Below are 19344 nucleotides of genomic sequence, written 5' to 3'. Positions count from 1 at the left end.
TTCGACCTCAGAGCGCGAGGGCGACCTTTGCATCCTGAAGCTGGACGATCTGACCGTTGAGCTCGTCCTTCTTGGCGAAATCCGTGGTCGCGTCGCGCAGGAGTTCGACGGCGGCGATATCGCGGTCGAGGGATTCCGGTGTGATCTCCTCGAAAGGATTGGCCCGTTCGGCGATGACTGTGACGGAGGTCGGCCCGATATCGGCGAAACCGCCGCGTACGAGGACGCGCTTGCCGGAGTGGCCGGCCTCGTTGATCACGATGACGCCGACCTTCAGGGCGGTCAGCACCGGAGCATGGCCCGGCAGAACGGTCATCTCCCCCTCGATGCCGGGAAGCTGCACGGCCTCGATCGGGCCGGAATACACCGTCCGCTCGGGACCGACGAAATCGAACTGGAAGGTGGCCATGACGTCGCGAATCCCGGTTCGGGTGTGTCTGTCGTGCGGTACGGCGCGCGGCCCGGGGGCGTGCGCCGCAGAGGGTGTCAGGCCCGGCCGCGGCCGGCGACGAAGCCGACCCCGAGGCCGAGGGCCGCGCCGATCACCGCGAAGATGCCGATATGCTGCATCTGGCCGGTGGTCAGGGTGCCGCCGGACGTACCCGCTGGCTTGTCACCCTGAACTTCGAGGCTGAAATCCCCGATCTTGATTTCGGCGGCCTGGGGCCGGGTGAGGTACCCGGCCAGGGCGCCGACGACGAGACCGACGAGGAGAAGACCGATCTTGCTGTTCAAGATCAGGCCGCCGCCGCGATCTTCTTGGCCTTCTCCTTGGCGTCCTCGATGGTGCCGACCATGTAGAACGCCGCCTCCGGCAGATCGTCGTAGTCGCCGTTCACGAGGCCCTTGAAGCCCTTGATGGTGTCGGCCAGCGGGACCTGGATGCCGGGCGAGCCGGTGAAGATCTCGGCGACCGAGAAGGGTTGGGAGAAGAAGCGCTCGATCTTGCGGGCGCGGGCGACGGTGAGCTTGTCCTCTTCCGAGAGCTCGTCCATGCCCAGGATCGCGATGATGTCCTGCAGGGCCTTGTAGCGCTGCAGGGTCTGCTGGACCTGACGCGCTACCGCGTAATGCTCCTCGCCGAGAACGGCGGGGTTGAGCATGCGCGAGGTCGAGTCGAGCGGATCCACGGCCGGATAGATGCCCTTCTCGGCGATGGAGCGGGACAGCACGGTCGTCGCGTCCAGGTGGGCGAACGAGGCGGCGGGCGCCGGATCGGTCAGATCGTCGGCCGGCACGTAGATGGCCTGCACCGAGGTGATCGAGCCCTTGGTGGTGGTGGTGATGCGCTCCTGCAGGGCGCCCATGTCGGTGGCGAGCGTCGGCTGGTAGCCCACGGCGGACGGGATGCGGCCGAGAAGCGCAGACACTTCCGAGCCGGCCTGGGTGAAGCGGAAGATGTTGTCCACGAAGAACAGCACGTCCTGGCCCTGGTCGCGGAAGTCTTCGGCGATGGTCAGACCCGTGAGGGCGACGCGCGAGCGGGCGCCGGGGGACTCGTTCATCTGGCCGTACACGAGGGCGCACTTGGAGCCTTCGGCCGAGCCGTTGTTCTCCTTCGGGTCCATGTTGACCTTGGACTCGATCATCTCGTGGTAGAGATCGTTGCCCTCGCGAGTGCGCTCGCCGACGCCGGCGAACACCGAATAGCCCGAGTGCACCTTGGCGATGTTGTTGATCAGCTCCATGATCAGCACGGTCTTGCCGACGCCGGCGCCGCCGAACAGGCCGATCTTGCCGCCCTTGGCGTAGGGAGCAAGAAGATCGACCACCTTGATGCCGGTGACGAGGATCTGCGACTCGGTGGACTGCTCGGCGTAGGACGGCGCGGGCTGGTGGATGGCGCGCAGGGTCTCGGAGACGATCGGGCCGGCCTCGTCGATGGGCTCGCCGATGACGTTCATGATTCGGCCGAGGGTATTGAAGCCCACGGGCACCTTGATGGCCTCGCCGGTGTCGGTGACTTCCTGACCGCGCACGAGGCCTTCCGACGTGTCCATGGCGACGCAGCGCACGGTGCTCTCACCGAGCTGCATGGCGACTTCGAGGACGAGACGGTTGCCGTTGTTCTTGGTCTCGAGGGCGTTCAGGATCTCGGGCAGATGGCCGTCGAAATGCACGTCGACCACGGGGCCGATGACCTGGGTGATCTTGCCGACCTTGTTGGAGCCGGCGCCGGGGGTAGCGGTGTTCGCCATGATACGGGTCCTTCGACGATGTTGCGGTCAGGGTGCCGGAGCGGCCTAGAGGGCCTCGGCGCCCGAGATGATTTCGATGAGTTCCTTGGTGATCATGGCCTGACGCGTACGGTTGTAGATCTGCGTCTGCTTCTTGATCATCTCGCCGGCGTTGCGCGTGGCCGAATCCATGGCACCCGTGCGGGCTCCTTGCTCGGAGGCGGCGTTCTCGAGGAGCGCCCGGAACACCTGCACCGTGAGGTTGCGCGGCAGCAGGGTGTCCAGGATGGCCTCCTCGCTCGGCTCGAACTGCAGGGCGGCGTCCGGGGCCGTGGCACCGGTCTCGGGCAGTTCCGCCGGGATCAGCTTCTGGGCGGTCGGAACCTGGGCGATCACCGAGCGGAAGCGCGAGTAGAACAGCGTCGCGACATCGAACTCGCCGGCCTCGAAACGGGCGATGACGCTGTCGGCGATTTCGGCAGCGAATTCGTAATCCACCGGCTTGTTGCCGCGCAGATCGCGGTTCTCGATGATCTGGTCGCGGTACTGGCGGCGCAGGAGGTCGTAGCCCTTCTTGCCGACGGTGACGATCTTCACCGTTTTGCCCTCGGCGGTGAGCCGGCGGATATGCTCGCGGGCCAGACGCACGATCGACGAGTTGAAGCCGCCGCACAGGCCTCGATCGGCCGTGCAGACGATGAGGAGGTGGGTCTTCTCCGAGCCGGTGCCCGACAGCAGCTTCGGACCCTGGACGCCGCCGACGAGGTTGGCGGCCAAGTTGCCGAGCACCTGGGACATCTTCTCTGCGTAGGGACGCGCGCTCTCGGCGGCCATTTGGGCGCGCCGCAGCTTGGCGGCGGCGACCATCTGCATGGCCTTGGTGATCTTCTGCGTCCCCTTCACCGAAGCGATGCGGTTACGCAGATCCTTCAAACTCGCCATGGGGTGACTTCCAGATCCATCCGCTGCGGCTCAAGGCGAGGTATCCGGCCTTCCGGGGCCCTCGCGTACACTGACGTTCGGCCGATCCTTGGCGGATCGGCCGAGGGTCCTTCAGGCTAACGACTTGGCCACGGCCTCGACGACGCCCTTCAGCGTCTTGGCGCTGTCGTCGGACAGATCCTTCGAGTCGCGGATCTTGGCGAGTAGATCGGCGTGCTTGGTGCGCAGGGTCGAGAGCAAGGCGTCCTCGAACGGACGGACCTTCGAGACCGGCAGGGCGTCGAGGTAGCCGTTGACGCCGGCATAGATCACAGCGACCTGCTCTTCCATCTTCAGCGGGGAGAACTGCGGCTGCTTCAGGAGCTCGGTGAGGCGCGAGCCGCGATTCAGGAGCTTCTGGGTCGAGGCGTCCAGATCCGAGCCGAACTGCGCGAAGGCGGCCATCTCGCGGTACTGCGCGAGCTCGCCCTTGATCTTGCCGGCGACCTTCTTCATCGCCTTCGTCTGGGCCGAGGAGCCCACGCGCGAGACCGAGAGGCCGACGTTCACCGCCGGGCGGATGCCCTGGTAGAACAGGTCGGTCTCGAGGAAGATCTGGCCGTCGGTGATCGAGATGACGTTGGTGGGGATGTAGGCCGAGACGTCGTTGGCCTGGGTCTCGATGACTGGCAGCGCGGTCAGCGAACCGTTGCCGGCGGCGTCGCCCATCTTGGCGGCGCGCTCGAGAAGCCGCGAGTGCAGGTAGAACACGTCGCCGGGATAGGCCTCGCGGCCCGGCGGGCGGCGCAGCAGAAGGGACATCTGACGGTAGGCCACGGCCTGCTTGGAGAGATCGTCGTACACGATCACGGCGTGCATGCCGTTGTCGCGGAAGTACTCGCCCATGGCGCAGCCGGCGAAGGGCGCGATGAACTGCATCGGTGCCGCGTCCGACGCAGTTGCGGCGATGACGATGGAGTATTCGAGCGCGCCGTTGTCCTCGAGGGACTTCACGAACTGAGCGACGGTGGAGCGCTTCTGGCCGATGGCGACGTAGACGCAGTAGAGCTTGGCGTTCTCGTCGGTGCCCGCGTGGGCCGGCTTCTGGTTCAGGATGGTGTCGAGGGCGATGGCGGTCTTGCCGGTCTGGCGATCGCCGATGATCAGCTCGCGCTGGCCGCGGCCGACGGGGATCAGCGCGTCGATGGCCTTGAGGCCGGTGGCCATCGGCTCGTGCACGGATTTCCGCGGGATGATGCCCGGGGCCTTCACGTCGACGCGGCGACGCTCGGTGGTGGCGATGGGGCCCTTGCCGTCGATGGGGTTGCCCAGCGCGTCGACGACGCGGCCGAGCAGCGCCTTGCCGACGGGGACGTCCACGATGGCGCCCGTGCGCTTGACGGTCTGGCCTTCCTTGATGTCGCGATCGGACCCGAAGATCACGATGCCGACGTTGTCCTGCTCGAGGTTGAGGGCCATGCCGCGCACGCCCGACTCGAACTCGACCATCTCGCCGGCCTGGACGCTGTCGAGGCCGTAGGCGCGGGCGATGCCGTCACCCACGGACAGGACCTGACCCACCTCGGAAACTTCGGCTTCCTGGCCGAAATTCTTGATCTGATCCTTCAGGATCGCGGAGATCTCGGCGGCGCGGATATCCATCGTCGGGCCTCTTGTCGTTGATTGATTGAATGGGGTGGAGAACGGGAGCGGGGGAACCCTGACGGGTTCTTACCGGGCTTCCCGCATCGCGAGGCGAATACCGTTGAGCTTGGTCCGCAGGGAAGCGTCCACCATGCGGCTGCCGATCTTGACCACGAGGCCGCCGATCAGGCTGGGGTCGATCCTGAGGTCGAGGTCGATCTCGGCGCGGGCGACATCGCGCAAGCTGGCCTTGATCTCCTCGACGACGGCGTCGGAGGGGCGCTCGGCGACGGTGACCTCGGCGCGGACGATGCCCTTGGATTCACGGACCAGCACGCGGAACGCGCGAATCATGTCCGGCAGGGCGAACAGGCGGCGGTTGGCGGCGGCGAGGCGGATGAAGTTCGCACCGAGACCGGTGATGCCCGCCTTGTCGAGCACGGCGCCGATGGCGGCCTCCTGCTCGGCTCCGGAGAAAACCGGGCTGCGCACGAGACGGCGCAGATCCGCGCTCTCGTTGAGCAGGCCGCCGAAGCGCTCCAGGCTCTCCGCCACGCCATCGACATCGCGCTCGTCGCGCGCCAGCTCGAACAGGGCCGACGCATAGCGCGCCGCCACGCCTGCAACCGGGGAAGCCGCCTCGGAACCGTTCTGCGCCACGCGCCGCTCTCTCTTCAATCCGGCCCTAGGGTTTCGGCCACCGCGTGCCGTGTCCGGCGCAGGTTTGCGAAACCGTCAGGATTGGGAACGTGCCGGTCTGCGCGGGTCATGGAAAAACCCGCCCTTCCGGCGCGGCGAGGGCCTAGCATGCGGGTTCTAGGGGCGCAAGACGATCGGCCACGCCGACACGGGACAGCCCGTCGAGGGGGTTGCGCGCCCAATCGGGGCACGGCCGCTCGTGCGACGCAGCAGCGTCTCGAACACGCGGTCGCGCCGAACGGTGGCGAAGGTGAGGCGGGCGTCAGCAGGCGATCCGGTCGCAACGCCGCGTGGCCGCGATCATCCGGGCCAGGGACTTGGCGCCGGGATGCCCGAGGAGGCCCGTGTTGCCGAGCACGTAGGACGGTGTGGCGGCAAGTCCGAGATCGGCCGCCATCCGCATCTGGGCCTTCAGGGCGAGGCGGACTTCCTCGCTGTCGCCGATGGTCTCCAGCTCGGCGGACGGCACGCCGAGCTTGGCCGCGGCCCTGAGGGCGCCGGTACCGTCGATGGTGCCGCGTCCGGCGAGAAGGGTTCGGTACAGGCTCCATGCGGCGGCCGAGCCGAGCCGGCGTTGCACGGCCAGCACCACCTTGGCGGCCTGGGCCGATTGGGGCGCGAGGATCGGATTGTTGACGAGGCCGATGCGCAAGGTGGGATCGCTCTCCGCCAGCGAAACCATGTCGGAGGCGGCCTTTCGGCAGTACGGGCAATTGTAGTCGAAGAACTCGTACAGGGTCGTCTCGGCCTCGGCGGGCCCGATATAGGTCACCCCCTTCAGGCCCGGAATCTCGCCGACGATCTCGCCGGGCAGGCGCATGTTGGCGACGGGGCGGCCCTCGTCGCTGTCGACCTTGTAGGTCTGGCCGTAGCCCTGGGCGAACGCCCGGCCGGCGCCCGCGAGGCCGATGGCGGCGGTGGAGGCGAGAAAATGCCGACGGTCGAAGCGCATGGGGCGGCCCGGGATCGAGGAGAGGTCGGGCCCGGTTCTAATCCCGATCGGCTCGGGGCGAAACGCCTACTCCCGCATGGCCCCGGGCCGGTCGCCCGCCGCCCAGGCGAGCGCCTGCTCGAGGCGGTCGTTGCCCCAGAACAATTCGCCGTCGCCGGTGAGGAAGGTTGGTGCGCCGAAGATCCCGCGTGAGCGCGCCTCCTCGCCGTTGACGCGCAGGCGCCCCTTGTTCGTTTCCGACGCCGCCTGCTTGAGGATGATCGTCCCGTCGAGGCCGAGGCCGTTGAGCAGGGCGACCACGGCGGGTGGTTCGGCGATGGACTGTCCGCGCGCGAATTCGGCCTCGTAGACCGCCTTCGAGAACGGCACGAGCCAGTCGTGGTCCATGCCGTAGGTGGCGGCCCGCGTGGCGCTGAGGCTGTTCTGCGGGAACGGATCGGGACGCGTCACCGGCGGCAGGCCGATCCGGGCGGCCTCGCGCTCCACGTCGCGCCACATGTTCCGACCCTTGGCCGGGTAGAGGTTGAACGGTGATGAGTTCCAGCCCTGGGCGGCGAAGATCGGCCCGACGAGGAAGGGCCGCCAGCGCACCTCGACGCCGGCCGCGTCCGCGAGGGCGTCGATCCGCATGGCCGAGAGATAGGAATAGGTGGATGCGAACTCGTACCAGAATTCGAGGGTCGGCCGGCGCGGCATACGTCGAATCTCCGGATTCTCTGGAAGCGGCCAGATTGGCCCCTGGAAGCGACGGGGGCAAGGTCGCCAGGGCCACTGTCACGCTGACGAACGCGTCGGCGGCACGGCGGTTGCACCGTCCATCGCTCCGCTGATAAGCCGCGCCAGACGCCCGATGTCCGAACCCGAAGCGAGTCCGATGCCAGACGCGAACCCGAAGCCCGTCAACAAGGTCGTGCTAGCCTATTCGGGCGGTCTCGACACCTCGATCATCCTGAAGTGGCTGCAGACCACCTATGGCTGCGAGGTCATCACCTTCACGGCCGATCTCGGCCAGGGCGAGGAACTGGAGCCGGCGCGCAAGAAGGCCGAGCTCCTCGGCATCAAGCCCGAGAACATCTTCATCGAGGATCTGCGCGAGGAGTTCGTGCGGGACTACGTCTTCCCGATGTTTCGCGCCAACGCGGTCTACGAGGGGGTCTATCTCCTCGGCACCTCCATCGCCCGGCCGCTGATCGCGAAGAAGCAGATCGAGATCGCCGAGCGCCTCGGCGCGGATGCCGTCTGTCACGGCGCCACCGGAAAGGGCAACGATCAGGTGCGGTTCGAGCTCGGCTATTATGCGCTCAAGCCCGACGTGACCGTCATCGCCCCGTGGCGTGAGTGGGACCTGAAGAGCCGCGAGCAGCTCATCGCCTTCGCCGAACAGCACCAGATCCCGATCTCGAAGGACAAGCGCGGCGAGAGCCCGTTCTCGGTGGACGCCAACCTCCTGCACGCCTCCTCCGAGGGCAAGGTGCTCGAGGATCCCGCCGACGAGGTGCCAGACTACGTCTATTCCCGCACGCTGTCGCCGGAAGAGGCGCCCGATACCCCCACCATCGTCACCATCGGCTTCGAGAAGGGCGACGCCGTCTCCATCGACGGCGAGGCGCTGTCGCCAGCCTCGCTGCTCGCCAAGCTCAACCAGCTCGGCCACGACAACGGCATCGGCCGCCTCGATCTCGTGGAGAACCGCTTCGTCGGCATGAAGAGCCGCGGCATGTACGAGACGCCAGGCGGCACCATCCTGCTGCCGGCCCACCGCGCCATCGAGTCGATCACCCTCGACCGGGGTGCGGCGCACCTCAAGGACCAGATCATGCCGCAATATGCGGAGCTGATCTACAACGGCTTCTGGTTCTCACCGGAGCGGGAAATGCTCCAGGCCCTCATCGACAAGAGCCAGGAGATGGTCACCGGCGAGGTCCGGCTGAAGCTCTACAAGGGCGGCATCCACGTGATCGGCCGCACCAGCCCGAACTCCCTCTACGATCAGGACCTCGTCACCTTCGAGGAAGGGGCCGTGGCCTACGATCACCGCGACGCGGCGGGCTTCATCAAGCTCAATGCCCTGCGCCTGCGCACCCTCGCCCAGCGCAAGAAGAAGCTCGGCGCCTGATCCTCCGCACCCTCCCCCGTCCCGGGGGAGGGCTTTTCGGACCGATCGTCAGGCCGAGACCCAGCCGGTCGCGCCCCGCCGGAACATCCCCGGTCCGAGATCGGCGTACCGCAAAAAGATCTGCAGGGCCGGCTGCATCTCGTGGTGCAGGACCGGCGACTCCGACGCCGTACCGTACGGGTGGGTCACGTCGATGGCCGGCACGTCGCGGGTCGTGTCCCACACCACGTTCAGGGCCTGCACCAGGGCGATATGCTCGGCTGTGATGTCGAAGGTGACGTGCTCCGGCGTCTCGCCGGTGTTCTCGTCACGGAACACGTCGCCGACATCGGCCGAATCGAGCTTGGCCAGGGTGTTGTGATAGGCGTAGCGCCCCGGTTTGAGGACTGCGTTCGCGCAGAACACCGCCAGCCCGTCGCCGAGGGTCCGGTGCTCCTCGTCCGCGCCGTCGTCGTCGCCGGTGACATTGAAGATGTCGCCGTCCCGATCCGTGCTGCCGTAGGGCGCGTCCGGATGGACGATGGGGGCGCCGCTCCCCTCCCGGTTCCAGGCCACCACCATCCGGCGGATCAGCGCGATGCGCTCCAGGGTGAGTTCGAAGGTCGGCTCGGTCATCGCGTGTCTCTCTGGAAGCGTTCCGGCCTCCTCTAACGGATGCCGAGCGCCTCCGCATCCGGCGAGACGTAGAGCACCCTCAGATCGGCATCGGGTACGAAGTCGGTGGCGGTGAAGGCGAAGGTCGTGGGGCCGGTCTTGACGAGGCCGTTTCGGCACAGGCTCACCAGGGTCTTGGGATGCCCCTTGTCGACGGTGAGCGCGAAGGTCCCGATGGTGCCGGCCCAGTTGCGTGCCGTGGTGACGATGTAGGGAACCACCACGGCGCGGACGACGGCGTTCGGGCCTCCGCCCGCATCGACCGGCTTCGCCCCCGCGGCGGCGATGATCCGGCGCAGCCCCGCCGCCCCCGCATCGTCGAGGCAGTAGCGGGCGCGGAAAGCCTGGTCCTTGAGGTCGCTCTCGCCGATCAGCAGACTGCCGTTGACCGGCCGGTAGACGTGCTCGACGACGAGGTCGCGCCCGGGCGGAAACGTCTGGTCCCAATGGAATTTCGCTTCGCTGCGCCAGAGGCCCTCGCCCATCTCGGCTTCCTCCGGAATCAGCTTCGCGGCGACGAGTTCGGCCCGTGCGGGCAGCGACAGCTTGGCCAGCGCCTTGGCGAGGTCGTCGCGCCGCATGGGGTTGAGGGGAATGGCGTGCTTGCGCAGGAGATCGCCGACCTCGCGGTCCCCGAGGAAGGCGCGCTCCTCGAGTTGCGGGGTCAGGGGTATGCCGTCCACCGCCACCGTGAAGCCGACGAAGTTGGCGCTCGATTCGTCGGGCAGATCCTGGGCCGAAAAAGAAAGTTCGGCGCCATCGATGGGGGGCAGCGGGAAGGCCACCCGCACGGTGCGGGGGCTCGCCGAGCGATTGCGGAAGACGTAGCGCACGGTGATTCGTTCGAGGCCGATGCGCAGATCCTCGCGAACGAGACCGATGTCTCGGTCCTTCACCAGGACGAGACCGCCGGCGTCGAGTTCCGCCGCGCTGTCGTTCGCCCGGGCGGGCGAGACCGAGACCGATGTGAACAGGTTCGCCGACAGGAGGACGGCCGCAACGCGGAGGGATGGGCGTGGGAGCATGCGGAGCATGGCGTGCGATCGTCCGGAATCGAGGCCGGCGCCGAATCGCCGGGCGGATCGCGATATCACGTCGGCCGCATCGAGAAATCCTCAAACGCGGGTCACGAACCGCGACGGCGTTTCCCGCCGCCGCGTCCGCGCCCCGGGTGTCGAGGTGGGGCTATCGTTTGAGGCAGCCCATCAGCCCGCCCACCCCGTTCATTCGGGCCTGGATGCGAGCGGCCGCCGCGCGAACGCCGCGCGACGGCAGGGCCGGGTTTCGCAGGATCGGATTGGGCAGCACCGCCGCGAGCAGGGCCGCCTCCGCGCGCGTCAGGTCGCGCGCGGGTTTGCCGAACCAGCGCTGCGCCGCGGCTTCGGCTCCGAATACCCCCTCGCCCCACTCGGCGACGTTGAGGTAGACCTCGAGCATCCGGCGCTTGCCCCACAGGGCATCCGTCGCCAGGGCCAGGGGAATCTCGAGGCCCTTGCGCAGGACTGACCGCCCCGGCCACAGGAACACGTTCTTCACGGTCTGCATCGAGATCGTCGAGGCGCCGCGGCTCGGGCCTTCCTCGTCGTCGACCACGTCCCGAAGGGCGTTCCAATCGACGCCGCCATGCAGGCAGAACCGCTGGTCCTCCGAGGCGATCACCGCCTGGACGAGGTGGGGCGAGATCGCCGACAGGGCCACGGCCTGCCGGTTGACGGCCTTGAGGGCCGCCCATCGCCCGAGCATCAGGGTTGAGGGCGGGGTCACCGCGCTATAGACGAGCGCCATGACGAGCAGGAAACCCACCGCGAGGGCGGGCACCAGCAGCACGAGGCCGACGAGCCTGCGCAGGCCGCGGCCACGGGCCGGGCGTGCGGCTGCCTGGGGCGGCCTGCGACGCAGGGGCCGCTCGGCACTCTCGGCCTCGTCCTGAATTCGAACCTCCTCCGCTCGCGCCACGCTCACACTTCCGAAGGCCCGCCCGACCATGACGTCAACGCAAGGATCTCACGCTTCGGTCAAGGCGGATGCCCCGGTCGACGCGTTTTCCCACAGGCTCGCCACGGTGGCCGACACCGTCGAGGCCTGGCTCGCCGACCGCCTGACCGCCGAGACGCAAGCCGGCGAGATCACCCGCCCCGTGCGCCTGATGGAGGCCATGCGCCACGCCGTGCTCGGCGGCGGCAAGCGCCTGCGCCCGTTCCTCGCCGTCGAGACCGCCCGCATGCTCGGCGGCCCCGAGGCCGGGGCGCTCGCCGCCGGCTCGGCCATCGAACTCGTGCATTGCTACTCCCTCGTCCACGACGACATGCCGGCCATGGACGACGACGACCTGCGGCGCGGCAAGCCGACCGTGCACAAGGCCTACGACGAGGCCACCGCGATCCTGGTCGGCGACGCGCTTCAAACTCTGGCCTTCGAAGTCCTGGCCGATTCGGCCTGGCAGCCCGATCCTGCCATCCGGGCCGATCTCGTACTCGGCCTCGCCAAGGCCTCGGGGCTCGGCGGCATGGTCGGCGGCCAACTCCTCGATCTCGGGGCGGAAGGGCGCTTCGGAGCCGTCTCGCTCACCGTCGACGATACCTTGCAGCTCCAGGCCATGAAGACCGGCGCGATCCTGGCCTTCTCGGTGGAGGCCGGCGCCATCGTGGGTGGCGCGACGCCGGACCAGCGTCGCGCGCTCCTGCGCTACGGCCACGCCCTGGGTCAGGCCTTCCAGATCGCCGACGACATCCTCGACCGCGAAGCCTCGGCGGAAGCCATGGGCAAGGCGACGGGCAAGGACAAGGACGCCGGCAAGGCCACCCTCGTCGACCGCCTCGGCCTCGACGGCGCACGCGCGGAGTGCGACCGTCTCGTGGGCGTCTGCGAGGATGCGGTCTCGGCCTGGGGCGACAGGGCCCAGATCCTGCGGGACGCGGCGCGGTTCACCGTGGCGCGGAAGGTCTGAACACCCGCAACCCCAAATGCTGCGGCTCCGCCGCAGCCCATCGTACAGCGTCCGACGGGACGATGAACCCAGGCGAGTTGATCCCATGACCACCTACAAGCTCCTCCTCCTGCCCGGCGACGGCATCGGCCCCGAGGTGATGGCACAGGTCGAGACGGTGATCGGCTTCCTGGGGCAGGCCGGCATCGCGGCGTTCGAGACCGAGCACGACCTCGTCGGCGGCCGCGCCATCGACGCCCATGGCGTGGCGCTCACCGACGCGGCCCTCGCCCGGGCGGATGCGGCCGATGCGGTGCTGCTCGGCGCCGTCGGCGGTCCGAAATGGGCCGACGTCGCCTACGAGATCCGCCCCGAATCGGGCCTTCTCCGCCTGCGCAAGGATCTGGGCTTGTTCGCGAATCTGCGTCCGGCGATCTGCTACCCGGCGCTCGCCGACGCCTCCGCCCTCAAGCGCGAGCTCGTCGAGGGCCTCGACATCATGATCGTACGCGAGCTCACCGGCGGCGTGTACTTCGGGGAGCCGAAGGAGATCACCACCCTGCCCGACGGGTCGAAGCGCGCCGTCGACACCCAGGTCTACACCACGGGCGAGATCGAGCGCATCGCCCACGTCGCCTTCGATCTGGCGCGCAAGCGTTCGGGCCGGGTCGCCTCGGCCGAGAAGCACAACGTGATGAAGTCCGGCGTCCTGTGGAAGGAGGTCGTCACCCGGGTCCATGCCGAGTACACGGACGTGGCCCTGGAGCACGTGCTCGCCGACAATTGCGCCATGCAGCTCGTGCGCCGCCCGAAGCAGTACGACGTGCTCGTGACCGACAACCTGTTCGGCGACGTGCTCTCCGACGTGGCCGCCATGCTCACCGGGTCCCTGGGCATGCTGCCCTCGGCGTCGCTGGGCGCCGTCGATGACAAGGGCTCGCGAAAAGCCCTCTACGAGCCCGTGCACGGCTCGGCACCGGACATCGCCGGGCGCGACATCGCCAACCCCCTCGCGATGATCGGGTCGCTGGCCATGGCACTGCGCTACTCGTTCGGCCTCGGCGAGGCGGCGGATCTCCTCGACGGCGCGATCACGGACGCCCTCGCCAGTGGCGCCCGCACCCGGGACATCGCCGCCGAGGGCGCACAGGCGCTCGGCACCGCCGGGATGGGCGATGCCGTCGTGGCCGCCCTCAAGGCGCGCATCGGCTGAGGAAAACTCGGCTGCCACGGCTTCGCCACGAGCGGAGCCGTGTTGTCGCCACATCTGTCAAGTTAATCTCTCCCCGTAGTTACCAGCCGCGGGGACGAAGAGAGCACATGCAGGGTCGCACGGTCGGATCGTCACGGACTGCCCTCGCCAACGGTCCCGTCAAGGGTCCCCTCCGCGGTCGTTCCGCCGCGATCGTTTCGTCCCCCACTTCCGACGCCCTGACCCTCGGCGGCCGCGTCGGCCGCGAACACGGCAGCCGGGCGGCGCTGACGCGCTCCGTCCTCCTGGTGACGCTCCTGGTCGGTGGGCTCAGCGTGGCCCTCCTCAACGGGGTCGGTCCGGCCGGGTCCGGCCTCGGTGGCGTGGTTCAGTCGGCTCAGGCCATGACCACCGTGGCGATGCCCCGCCCGCGCGTTCAGATCGCCCCGCCCGCCATTCTCGGGACTCCTGCGAGCGTCCTCTCCGCGTCGGCCGCCTTCGCGCCGATCCACGACCTCGATACCGAACTCGGCTCCAACGCCGTCGACCGGGTCTCGTACGACTTCCTCATCACCGAAAGCGCGGTGGGCGATCCCAACGACGTCCTCGAATTCGGCCCGATGAAGATCCGCCGCCACCTCGTGCAGAAGATCGTCCGCGCGGCCCAGGCCGTGCAGACCGACCCGGTGCTGCTCATGGCGGTGGCCGATAAGGAATCGAGCTTCAAGACCGAGGTGCAGGCCCAGACCTCCTCGGCCACCGGCCTGTTCCAGTTCATCGAGCGGACCTGGCTCGGCGTGGTGCGTGATTTCGGACCCAAGCACGGGCTGACGCAGGACGCCGCCCTCGTGACGACGGGCGACAACGGCCGCCCCGCCGTCGCCGATCCGGCCGAGCGCACCCGCATCCTCGAACTGCGCCGCGACCCCTACCTCTCCGCCCTCATGGCCGGTGAGATGCTCAAGCGCGACGCCGCCCGCATCGCCCTGCGCATCGGCCGCGACCTGTCGCTGGGGGAGGTCTATCTCGCCCACTTCCTCGGACCGGACGACGCCGAGGAGTTCCTCGCCACCGTTGCCGACAAGCCCAAGGCCGCCGCCGCCCAGATGCTGCCGGGGCCCGCGCGCGCCAACAAGACGATCTTCTTCGCGGCTCAGCGCGGACGCCGCAAGGCGACGAGCCTGTCCGTGGCCCAGGTTCACGAGAAGTTCGAGGCGATGATGAGCGCGCGCGGCGCCCGTTACCGGGATGTCCGCTCCGTGGCCGGCGTCATGGCCTATGCGGACGCCTCCGCGGACTGATCCGCGCCCGCATCGCGAACGCACGATGGATTTTCGGCAACCCAGCGTGCCCTCCCGGCTTTAATGTAGGTGTGTCCGACACTCGGCCCACCACGAGACCGTAACGCTGGAGGCTCCGCTTGGCCGATTTCGAGGCCGATACGAACGGCACGCCGCACCGTCGCGTGCCAGAGGGAGGTGTGTTCGGTCCCGCCGACACCCTGAGCCCGAGCCTGTCCCTCGACCGAATCGGTCAGGCCCTGGCCTCGTTCTACGACGATCTCATCGCCGAAGGGGTGCCCGAGCACTTGGCCGCCCTCGTGCGCCAGGTTCGCCAACCCGAGCCCGCACCCGCCGTCGCCAGCCCCATCGCCGGCAAGCCCACCTCCAAATCGGGCAAACTCGCCCTCGTGGTCGAGGATGACGCGACCACCCGGGCCCTGGCGGAGGCCTTGCTCGAAGAGACCGAACTCGGTGTCGTGGGGTGCGACAGCGCCGAGGCGGCCATCGAGATCATGCGCACGCGTGGCGGCGACGTGTCCCTGGTGTTTGCCGACGTGCATCTGTCGGGCGTCATGGATGGGGTTCAGCTCGCGTCCGCGATCGCCCTGCTGTGGCCGATGACCCGGCTCGTCGTCACCTCGGGCCAGCGCACGCAGCGACCGGGCAGCCTCGCCCCTCAGGCTGTGTTCATCCCGAAGCCGTGGCGTCCGATGGACCTTCTTGGCGAGGCGGAGCGGGCCTGCTCCGAGCCGCAGCCGATCCTGCCCTGAGGGCAACCCCGCCTTTTGCATCGCACCATCTCGCTTGGGCGCACCTCTTGCATTAATCGAGGACGAGACCGCGTCGCCCGGCGCGGTGGAGCCGATTCGTGCCGATTCTGTCCGTCCGCCACATCACCACGTATCGCTATCGTCAGCCGGTGGCGTTCGGCGAGCACCGGATCATGTTCCGGCCGCGCGACAGTTACGATCAGCGGCTCCTCTCCGCCGCCCTGAAGATCACGCCCGAGCCGGTGTCGTTGCGCTGGCTGCACGACGTGTTCGGCAATTGCGTCGCCGTGGCGTCCTTCCAGGGGCGGGCCTCTACCCTGACCTTCGACTGCACCATCACCCTCGATCACACGCCCGAACTCGCGCCGATCTTCCCGCTCGCCCCGCACGCGGCCTTCTACCCGTTCGGCTACGGCGCCGATGACATCCCCGACCTCAGCCGCTCGATGGAGCGGCAGCATCCCGATCCGCGCAACGAGGTCGACGCCTGGGCCCGCGGCTTCGTCCCGCCCAACGGCCGGATCGCGACCCAGGATCTCCTCGCCGAGATGACCCGCAGCGTTCGGCGCAACTTCGCCTACCTCGCTCGCTCGGAGAAGGGCGTCCAGGACCCGGTCACCACCCTGCGCTTGAAGCGCGGGAGCTGTCGCGACTTCGCCGTGCTGATGATCGAGGCCGTGCGGGCGCTTGGCATGGCCGCACGGTTCGTCTCCGGCTACCTCTACAACCCGCGTGGCGACCGTGAACGCCATGTCGGCGGCGGCTCCACCCATGCCTGGGTGCAGGTCTACCTGCCGGGTGCCGGCTGGATCGAATTCGATCCGACCAACGGGATCGTGGGCAACCGCGACCTGATCCGCGTCGCCGTTGCCCGCGATCCGCGCCAAGCCGTGCCCCTGCACGGCTCCTTCTTCGGGTTTCCCGCGGACGACCTCGGCATGACCGTGAGCGTCGCCGTGGATGAAGTCGAGCCGGGTGCTGGCGATGCACGGGTTCCGGACCCTATGATCGCGCGTTGACGGTCCAATTACTGCATTGCCCGGATCTTCCCGCGGGACACGACATTTCAAATTCGAGAGATTGGGTAAGCGTCATGAAGATCAGGACTGGGTTCGACATCGCCTTCGAATCGGCTCAGCCGACCCCCATGATCCTGGCGCTGAGCGTCCATCCCTCCCGGATGCCCGACCTGCTCACGCCGCATATGATCACCTTCGATCCGCCGATCCCGTCGCAGGAATACCGTGACGTCTTCGACAACATCCTCACGCGCATCGTCACGCCGACGGGGCGGCTGACCATCTCGGCCGATTTCATCGTGCAGGATTCCGGGCAGCCCGACGTGTACGCCCCCTGGGCACAGCAGATCGAGGTCCAGAACCTCCCGTCGGACGTGCTCGTCTACCTCCTCGGCAGCCGCTACTGCGACACGGACAAGCTGTCCGAGACGGCCTGGTCCCTGTTCGGCGGCACGCCCATGGGCTGGGGCCGGGTTCAGGCCATCGTCGACTACGTCCACGAGCGGATCCGCTTCGACTACATGTGTGCGGACGCCACCCGCACGGCCTGGGATGGGTTCATGCAGCGCCAGGGCGTGTGCCGGGACTTCGCGCACCTTGCGGTCGCCTTCTGTCGCTGCATGAACATCCCGGCACGCTACTGCACCGGCTATCTCGGCGACATCGGGATTCCGCCCGTGCCCGATCCGATGGATTTCTCGGCCTGGTTCGAGGTCTATCTCGACGGAGGCTGGTACACCTTCGACGCCCGCCACAACACGCCGCGCATCGGCCGCATCGTCATGGCCCGGGGCCGGGATGCCACGGACGTGGCGATCACCACCAACTTCGGCTACGCGCACCTCGCCCGCTTCGACGTGCACACCGACGAGGTGTTCTGATCGCGCGCGATCGGCGGAGAAACGAAATCTTCAGGGCCTCGTGGAACCGGCACCCTACGCTTACGCTTGTATAGCAAAGGTTACGCTTCAGGTAAGGCATCAACGATGAAGACCTTGGCCTCCGCCCTCGCGGGCATTCTCAGCGTCTGTGTCCTGTCCAGCAGCCCGGTGCTGGCGAACCCCTACGATCCCTTCGGCGGCGATGCCGGCGAAGACTATTACGCCGACCCCGCTTACGGGCAGACCGGCGCGAGCCCCTATGGCTACCAGGGCACGGTCGGCCAGGGTGTCCAGGCCGCTCCCCAGGCGCAGGTGGCTCCGATCCCACGTGAACTCGTCGCCTTCCGGGGCGACTACAAGCCCGGGACCGTCGTGGTTTCTACCTCCGAGCGCCGGCTGTACTTCGTCCTGCCGGGTGGCGAGGCGATCCGCTACGGCGTCGGCGTCGGTCGCCCGGGCTTCACGTGGTCTGGCACGAAGACCGTGACGGCCAAGAAGGAATGGCCGTCGTGGACTCCGCCCGCCGCCATGATTGCCCGCCGTCCCGATCTGCCGCGTTACATGGCCGGCGGAGTCGAGAACCCCCTCGGCGCACGGGCCATGTACATCGGCAACACCGAGTACCGCATCCACGGCTCCAACGAGCCGGACACCATCGGGCAGGCGGTCTCCTCGGGCTGCATCCGTATGACCAACGAGGACGTCACCGACCTCTACGAGCGTGTCCGGGTCGGCGCCAAGGTCGTCGTTCTGAACTGATCCTTTCGGGCGCCGGCCAGAAACCGACGTAAATCGAAAGCGCCGCCCCTTCGTTCGAGGGGGCGGCGATTTCGTGTCCGTAGGCGGGGTGCAGGAGATGGGGGCCAGGCCGGTCCGTTACGGGACCACCCGGCCGACGGCGGTCTGCGGCGTGCTGAACGAGGCGATGGGCATGTCGCAGAAGCAGCGCACACCGAGGGGGCGCGGCCCCGGCAAGGGACAGGAATAGGGCTTGAAGCCCGTGAGACCGGACTGCACGGCATCGCAATTGAGGCCCGTCGCGACCCGGCGCGGCGGCGGACGCCCGTAGGGATCGTCATAGGCGCGGCGCGGCGGCGGCCCACGGTCGTCGTAGTAGCGGCGCGGCGGCGGACGGTCGTAGCCGTCGTCGTAGTATTGTGCGCTGGCGCCTTGGGACCCGAGCACGGCGGTCAGGGCCGCGACCATCACGCTGATTCGGTAGGCAGGTCGCATCGGGATACGCAGCTCCTCGATTCATCCGGTCCGCTCGTGGCGGGACGCCCGGCGGGGCGCAACCGTTAAGGCATCGCGGCGCGGAGGGGAATCGGGTTTTCGAGCATGGCGCCTAGGAATATGGCGACGACGAAAACGGCCCGCCCCGCTGGGATGCGGGACGAGCCGTCGGGCGTCGATCGGTGGCTTGACCGAACCGGGATCTCGGACGAGCCGGATCTCAGTTGTTGGTGGCGTTGCGCAGGGCCTGCTCGGTGTCGGCGCCGGCCTTACGCGCGGCTTCGGCACCCTGCTCCATGGCCTTGCGGGCCTGCTCGGCCGATTCCTGCATGACGCCCTTGGCCTTCTCTGCGCTCTGCTGCATCGCCGTCTGAGCGAGACCGCCGAACTCCTTGGCCTGCGCCTGGATCGCCGCGAACTGGCTGCGGACGAACTCGGCCTGATGCTGCATGGCCTCCTGGAGGTCGCGCGAGCGGACCAGCTTCTGGGCGAGGTCGAAGGCCGCCGTCACGTTCTGCTCGGCGAACTCGAAGCCGCGGGCGGACACGTCGTGCGCGCTGGTGCGGGCGGTCTCGGCCGAACCCTGGACCGTATCGGCTGTGCGACGGGCAGCGCTGATGAATGAATCGAACGCCTTGCGGGCCTGATCGACACTCTTCTCGGCGAAGTCGCGCATCTCGGCGGGGACTTCATAATTCGGGGTGCTGGTCATCATCCTCTCCTTCTTGGACTGCTTGTTGATTCGTTCGTTGTGCGCTGCACAATAACACACCGTCCGCCCTATGCCACCCTGTGCGGCTGCATTAAGATTGACAACAGGTAAACGTGTGGCGCCACCGATTGATGTCCACTCTCCGGCCCGGCTGGGGTTAAGAGA

21 protein-coding genes are annotated in these 19344 nt (G+C 68.1%); 8 read left to right on the top strand and 13 right to left on the bottom strand.

Features of this window, described 5'->3' with window-relative positions:
* Positions 1 to 7: 7 nt before the first annotated feature.
* From atpC to ASF27_RS16980, 8 genes are all read right to left on the bottom strand, one after another.
* Positions 8 to 409 carry an ATP synthase F1 subunit epsilon gene (atpC, locus tag ASF27_RS17015; protein ID WP_056361925.1) on the bottom strand — a complete coding sequence of 134 codons (402 nt, stop codon included), beginning with the start codon at positions 407 to 409 and terminating at the stop codon, positions 8 to 10.
* 77 nt (positions 410 to 486) lie between these two features.
* Positions 487 to 735, bottom strand: coding sequence for a hypothetical protein (locus ASF27_RS17010; protein ID WP_056305893.1), 249 nt, complete (start codon positions 733 to 735; stop codon positions 487 to 489).
* A 2-nt stretch (positions 736 to 737) separates the two neighbouring features.
* Entirely contained in the window at positions 738 to 2198 is a 1461-nt protein-coding gene (atpD, locus tag ASF27_RS17005) for a F0F1 ATP synthase subunit beta (RefSeq protein ID WP_056173653.1), read from the bottom strand.
* A 45-nt stretch (positions 2199 to 2243) separates the two neighbouring features.
* The gene (locus ASF27_RS17000) at positions 2244 to 3119 is read right to left on the bottom strand and encodes a F0F1 ATP synthase subunit gamma (RefSeq protein WP_056173650.1); all 876 of its coding nucleotides are present in this window, start codon (positions 3117 to 3119) and stop codon (positions 2244 to 2246) included.
* A gap of 111 nt (positions 3120 to 3230) precedes the next feature.
* Entirely contained in the window at positions 3231 to 4760 is a 1530-nt protein-coding gene (gene atpA / locus ASF27_RS16995) for a F0F1 ATP synthase subunit alpha (RefSeq protein ID WP_056173645.1), read from the bottom strand.
* Positions 4761 to 4829: 69 nt separating this feature from the next.
* On the bottom strand, positions 4830 to 5402 hold the full coding sequence (locus ASF27_RS16990; RefSeq protein ID WP_056173643.1) for a F0F1 ATP synthase subunit delta: 573 nt from the start codon (positions 5400 to 5402) through the stop codon (positions 4830 to 4832).
* 301 nt (positions 5403 to 5703) lie between these two features.
* On the bottom strand, positions 5704 to 6393 hold the full coding sequence (locus ASF27_RS16985; protein ID WP_056262084.1) for a DsbA family protein: 690 nt from the start codon (positions 6391 to 6393) through the stop codon (positions 5704 to 5706).
* A 66-nt stretch (positions 6394 to 6459) separates the two neighbouring features.
* Positions 6460 to 7089 (bottom strand): 2-hydroxychromene-2-carboxylate isomerase, encoded by a 630-nt coding sequence (locus tag ASF27_RS16980; RefSeq protein WP_056262085.1) that lies wholly within the window; start codon positions 7087 to 7089, stop codon positions 6460 to 6462.
* 178 nt (positions 7090 to 7267) lie between these two features.
* On the opposite strand from ASF27_RS16980, the gene ASF27_RS16975 reads away from it, so the two are divergent.
* Positions 7268 to 8509, top strand: coding sequence for an argininosuccinate synthase (locus tag ASF27_RS16975; RefSeq protein ID WP_056174143.1), 1242 nt, complete (start codon positions 7268 to 7270; stop codon positions 8507 to 8509).
* 48 nt (positions 8510 to 8557) lie between these two features.
* On the opposite strand, the gene ASF27_RS16970 is transcribed toward ASF27_RS16975, so the two are convergent.
* The 3 genes from ASF27_RS16970 to mtgA all read right to left on the bottom strand — a co-directional run bounded on the left by ASF27_RS16970 (position 8558) and on the right by mtgA (position 11119).
* On the bottom strand, positions 8558 to 9124 hold the full coding sequence (locus tag ASF27_RS16970; RefSeq protein ID WP_056361922.1) for a hypothetical protein: 567 nt from the start codon (positions 9122 to 9124) through the stop codon (positions 8558 to 8560).
* Positions 9125 to 9156: 32 nt separating this feature from the next.
* A complete protein-coding gene (locus tag ASF27_RS16965; protein WP_244481030.1) occupies positions 9157 to 10197 on the bottom strand; it encodes a DUF4424 family protein in 1041 nt (346 codons plus the stop codon).
* Positions 10198 to 10348: 151 nt separating this feature from the next.
* The gene (mtgA, locus tag ASF27_RS16960; RefSeq protein ID WP_244481029.1) at positions 10349 to 11119 is read right to left on the bottom strand and encodes a monofunctional biosynthetic peptidoglycan transglycosylase; all 771 of its coding nucleotides are present in this window, start codon (positions 11117 to 11119) and stop codon (positions 10349 to 10351) included.
* Between the two features lie 28 nt (positions 11120 to 11147).
* Between mtgA and ASF27_RS16955 the strand changes: the two genes are divergently transcribed.
* The 7 genes from ASF27_RS16955 to ASF27_RS16925 all read left to right on the top strand — a co-directional run bounded on the left by ASF27_RS16955 (position 11148) and on the right by ASF27_RS16925 (position 17993).
* Positions 11148 to 12110, top strand: a complete 963-nt coding sequence (locus tag ASF27_RS16955; RefSeq protein WP_056173627.1) for a polyprenyl synthetase family protein — start codon at positions 11148 to 11150, stop codon at positions 12108 to 12110.
* A gap of 85 nt (positions 12111 to 12195) precedes the next feature.
* Positions 12196 to 13302 (top strand): 3-isopropylmalate dehydrogenase, encoded by a 1107-nt coding sequence (leuB, locus tag ASF27_RS16950; protein WP_056361917.1) that lies wholly within the window; start codon positions 12196 to 12198, stop codon positions 13300 to 13302.
* 107 nt (positions 13303 to 13409) lie between these two features.
* Complete coding sequence (locus tag ASF27_RS16945) at positions 13410 to 14582, top strand: transglycosylase SLT domain-containing protein (protein ID WP_056173621.1); 1173 nt, start codon at positions 13410 to 13412, stop codon at positions 14580 to 14582.
* Positions 14583 to 14794: 212 nt separating this feature from the next.
* Positions 14795 to 15334 carry a response regulator gene (locus ASF27_RS16940; RefSeq protein WP_056362194.1) on the top strand — a complete coding sequence of 180 codons (540 nt, stop codon included), beginning with the start codon at positions 14795 to 14797 and terminating at the stop codon, positions 15332 to 15334.
* A 98-nt stretch (positions 15335 to 15432) separates the two neighbouring features.
* A complete protein-coding gene (locus ASF27_RS16935) occupies positions 15433 to 16353 on the top strand; it encodes a transglutaminase family protein (protein WP_056262094.1) in 921 nt (306 codons plus the stop codon).
* Positions 16354 to 16427: 74 nt separating this feature from the next.
* Positions 16428 to 17234, top strand: a complete 807-nt coding sequence (locus ASF27_RS16930) for a transglutaminase family protein (RefSeq protein WP_056305909.1) — start codon at positions 16428 to 16430, stop codon at positions 17232 to 17234.
* A gap of 105 nt (positions 17235 to 17339) precedes the next feature.
* Positions 17340 to 17993 (top strand): L,D-transpeptidase, encoded by a 654-nt coding sequence (locus ASF27_RS16925; RefSeq protein ID WP_056262098.1) that lies wholly within the window; start codon positions 17340 to 17342, stop codon positions 17991 to 17993.
* Between the two features lie 117 nt (positions 17994 to 18110).
* Here ASF27_RS16925 and ASF27_RS16920 read toward each other — a convergent pair whose 3' ends face one another.
* Together ASF27_RS16920 and ASF27_RS16915 are read right to left on the bottom strand one after the other, a co-directional pair.
* Positions 18111 to 18440 carry a hypothetical protein gene (locus ASF27_RS16920; protein ID WP_244481044.1) on the bottom strand — a complete coding sequence of 110 codons (330 nt, stop codon included), beginning with the start codon at positions 18438 to 18440 and terminating at the stop codon, positions 18111 to 18113.
* Positions 18441 to 18687: 247 nt separating this feature from the next.
* Positions 18688 to 19179, bottom strand: a complete 492-nt coding sequence (locus tag ASF27_RS16915; protein WP_056174137.1) for a phasin — start codon at positions 19177 to 19179, stop codon at positions 18688 to 18690.
* Positions 19180 to 19344 lie beyond the last annotated feature (165 nt).

The organism is Methylobacterium sp. Leaf102 (genome assembly GCF_001422425.1).
In the GTDB taxonomy this organism is placed as follows: Bacteria; Pseudomonadota; Alphaproteobacteria; order Rhizobiales; family Beijerinckiaceae; genus Methylobacterium.
This window is presented reverse-complemented; position numbering and strand designations above follow the sequence as displayed.

Coding starts and splice junctions, on each gene's coding strand:
- ASF27_RS16965 (WP_244481030.1), bottom strand. CDS start 10,197: ATGCTCCGCATGCTCCCACGCCCATCCCTCCGCGTTGCGGCCGTCCTC.
- ASF27_RS16925 (WP_056262098.1), top strand. CDS start 17,340: ATGAAGACCTTGGCCTCCGCCCTCGCGGGCATTCTCAGCGTCTGTGTC.
- ASF27_RS16930 (WP_056305909.1), top strand. CDS start 16,428: ATGAAGATCAGGACTGGGTTCGACATCGCCTTCGAATCGGCTCAGCCG.
- ASF27_RS16920 (WP_244481044.1), bottom strand. CDS start 18,440: ATGGTCGCGGCCCTGACCGCCGTGCTCGGGTCCCAAGGCGCCAGCGCA.
- atpC (WP_056361925.1), bottom strand. CDS start 409: ATGGCCACCTTCCAGTTCGATTTCGTCGGTCCCGAGCGGACGGTGTAT.
- ASF27_RS17000 (WP_056173650.1), bottom strand. CDS start 3,119: ATGGCGAGTTTGAAGGATCTGCGTAACCGCATCGCTTCGGTGAAGGGG.
- ASF27_RS16970 (WP_056361922.1), bottom strand. CDS start 9,124: ATGACCGAGCCGACCTTCGAACTCACCCTGGAGCGCATCGCGCTGATC.
- ASF27_RS16915 (WP_056174137.1), bottom strand. CDS start 19,179: ATGACCAGCACCCCGAATTATGAAGTCCCCGCCGAGATGCGCGACTTC.
- ASF27_RS16955 (WP_056173627.1), top strand. CDS start 11,148: ATGACGTCAACGCAAGGATCTCACGCTTCGGTCAAGGCGGATGCCCCG.
- ASF27_RS16980 (WP_056262085.1), bottom strand. CDS start 7,089: ATGCCGCGCCGGCCGACCCTCGAATTCTGGTACGAGTTCGCATCCACC.
- atpA (WP_056173645.1), bottom strand. CDS start 4,760: ATGGATATCCGCGCCGCCGAGATCTCCGCGATCCTGAAGGATCAGATC.
- ASF27_RS16945 (WP_056173621.1), top strand. CDS start 13,410: ATGCAGGGTCGCACGGTCGGATCGTCACGGACTGCCCTCGCCAACGGT.
- leuB (WP_056361917.1), top strand. CDS start 12,196: ATGACCACCTACAAGCTCCTCCTCCTGCCCGGCGACGGCATCGGCCCC.
- atpD (WP_056173653.1), bottom strand. CDS start 2,198: ATGGCGAACACCGCTACCCCCGGCGCCGGCTCCAACAAGGTCGGCAAG.
- ASF27_RS16975 (WP_056174143.1), top strand. CDS start 7,268: ATGCCAGACGCGAACCCGAAGCCCGTCAACAAGGTCGTGCTAGCCTAT.
- ASF27_RS16985 (WP_056262084.1), bottom strand. CDS start 6,393: ATGCGCTTCGACCGTCGGCATTTTCTCGCCTCCACCGCCGCCATCGGC.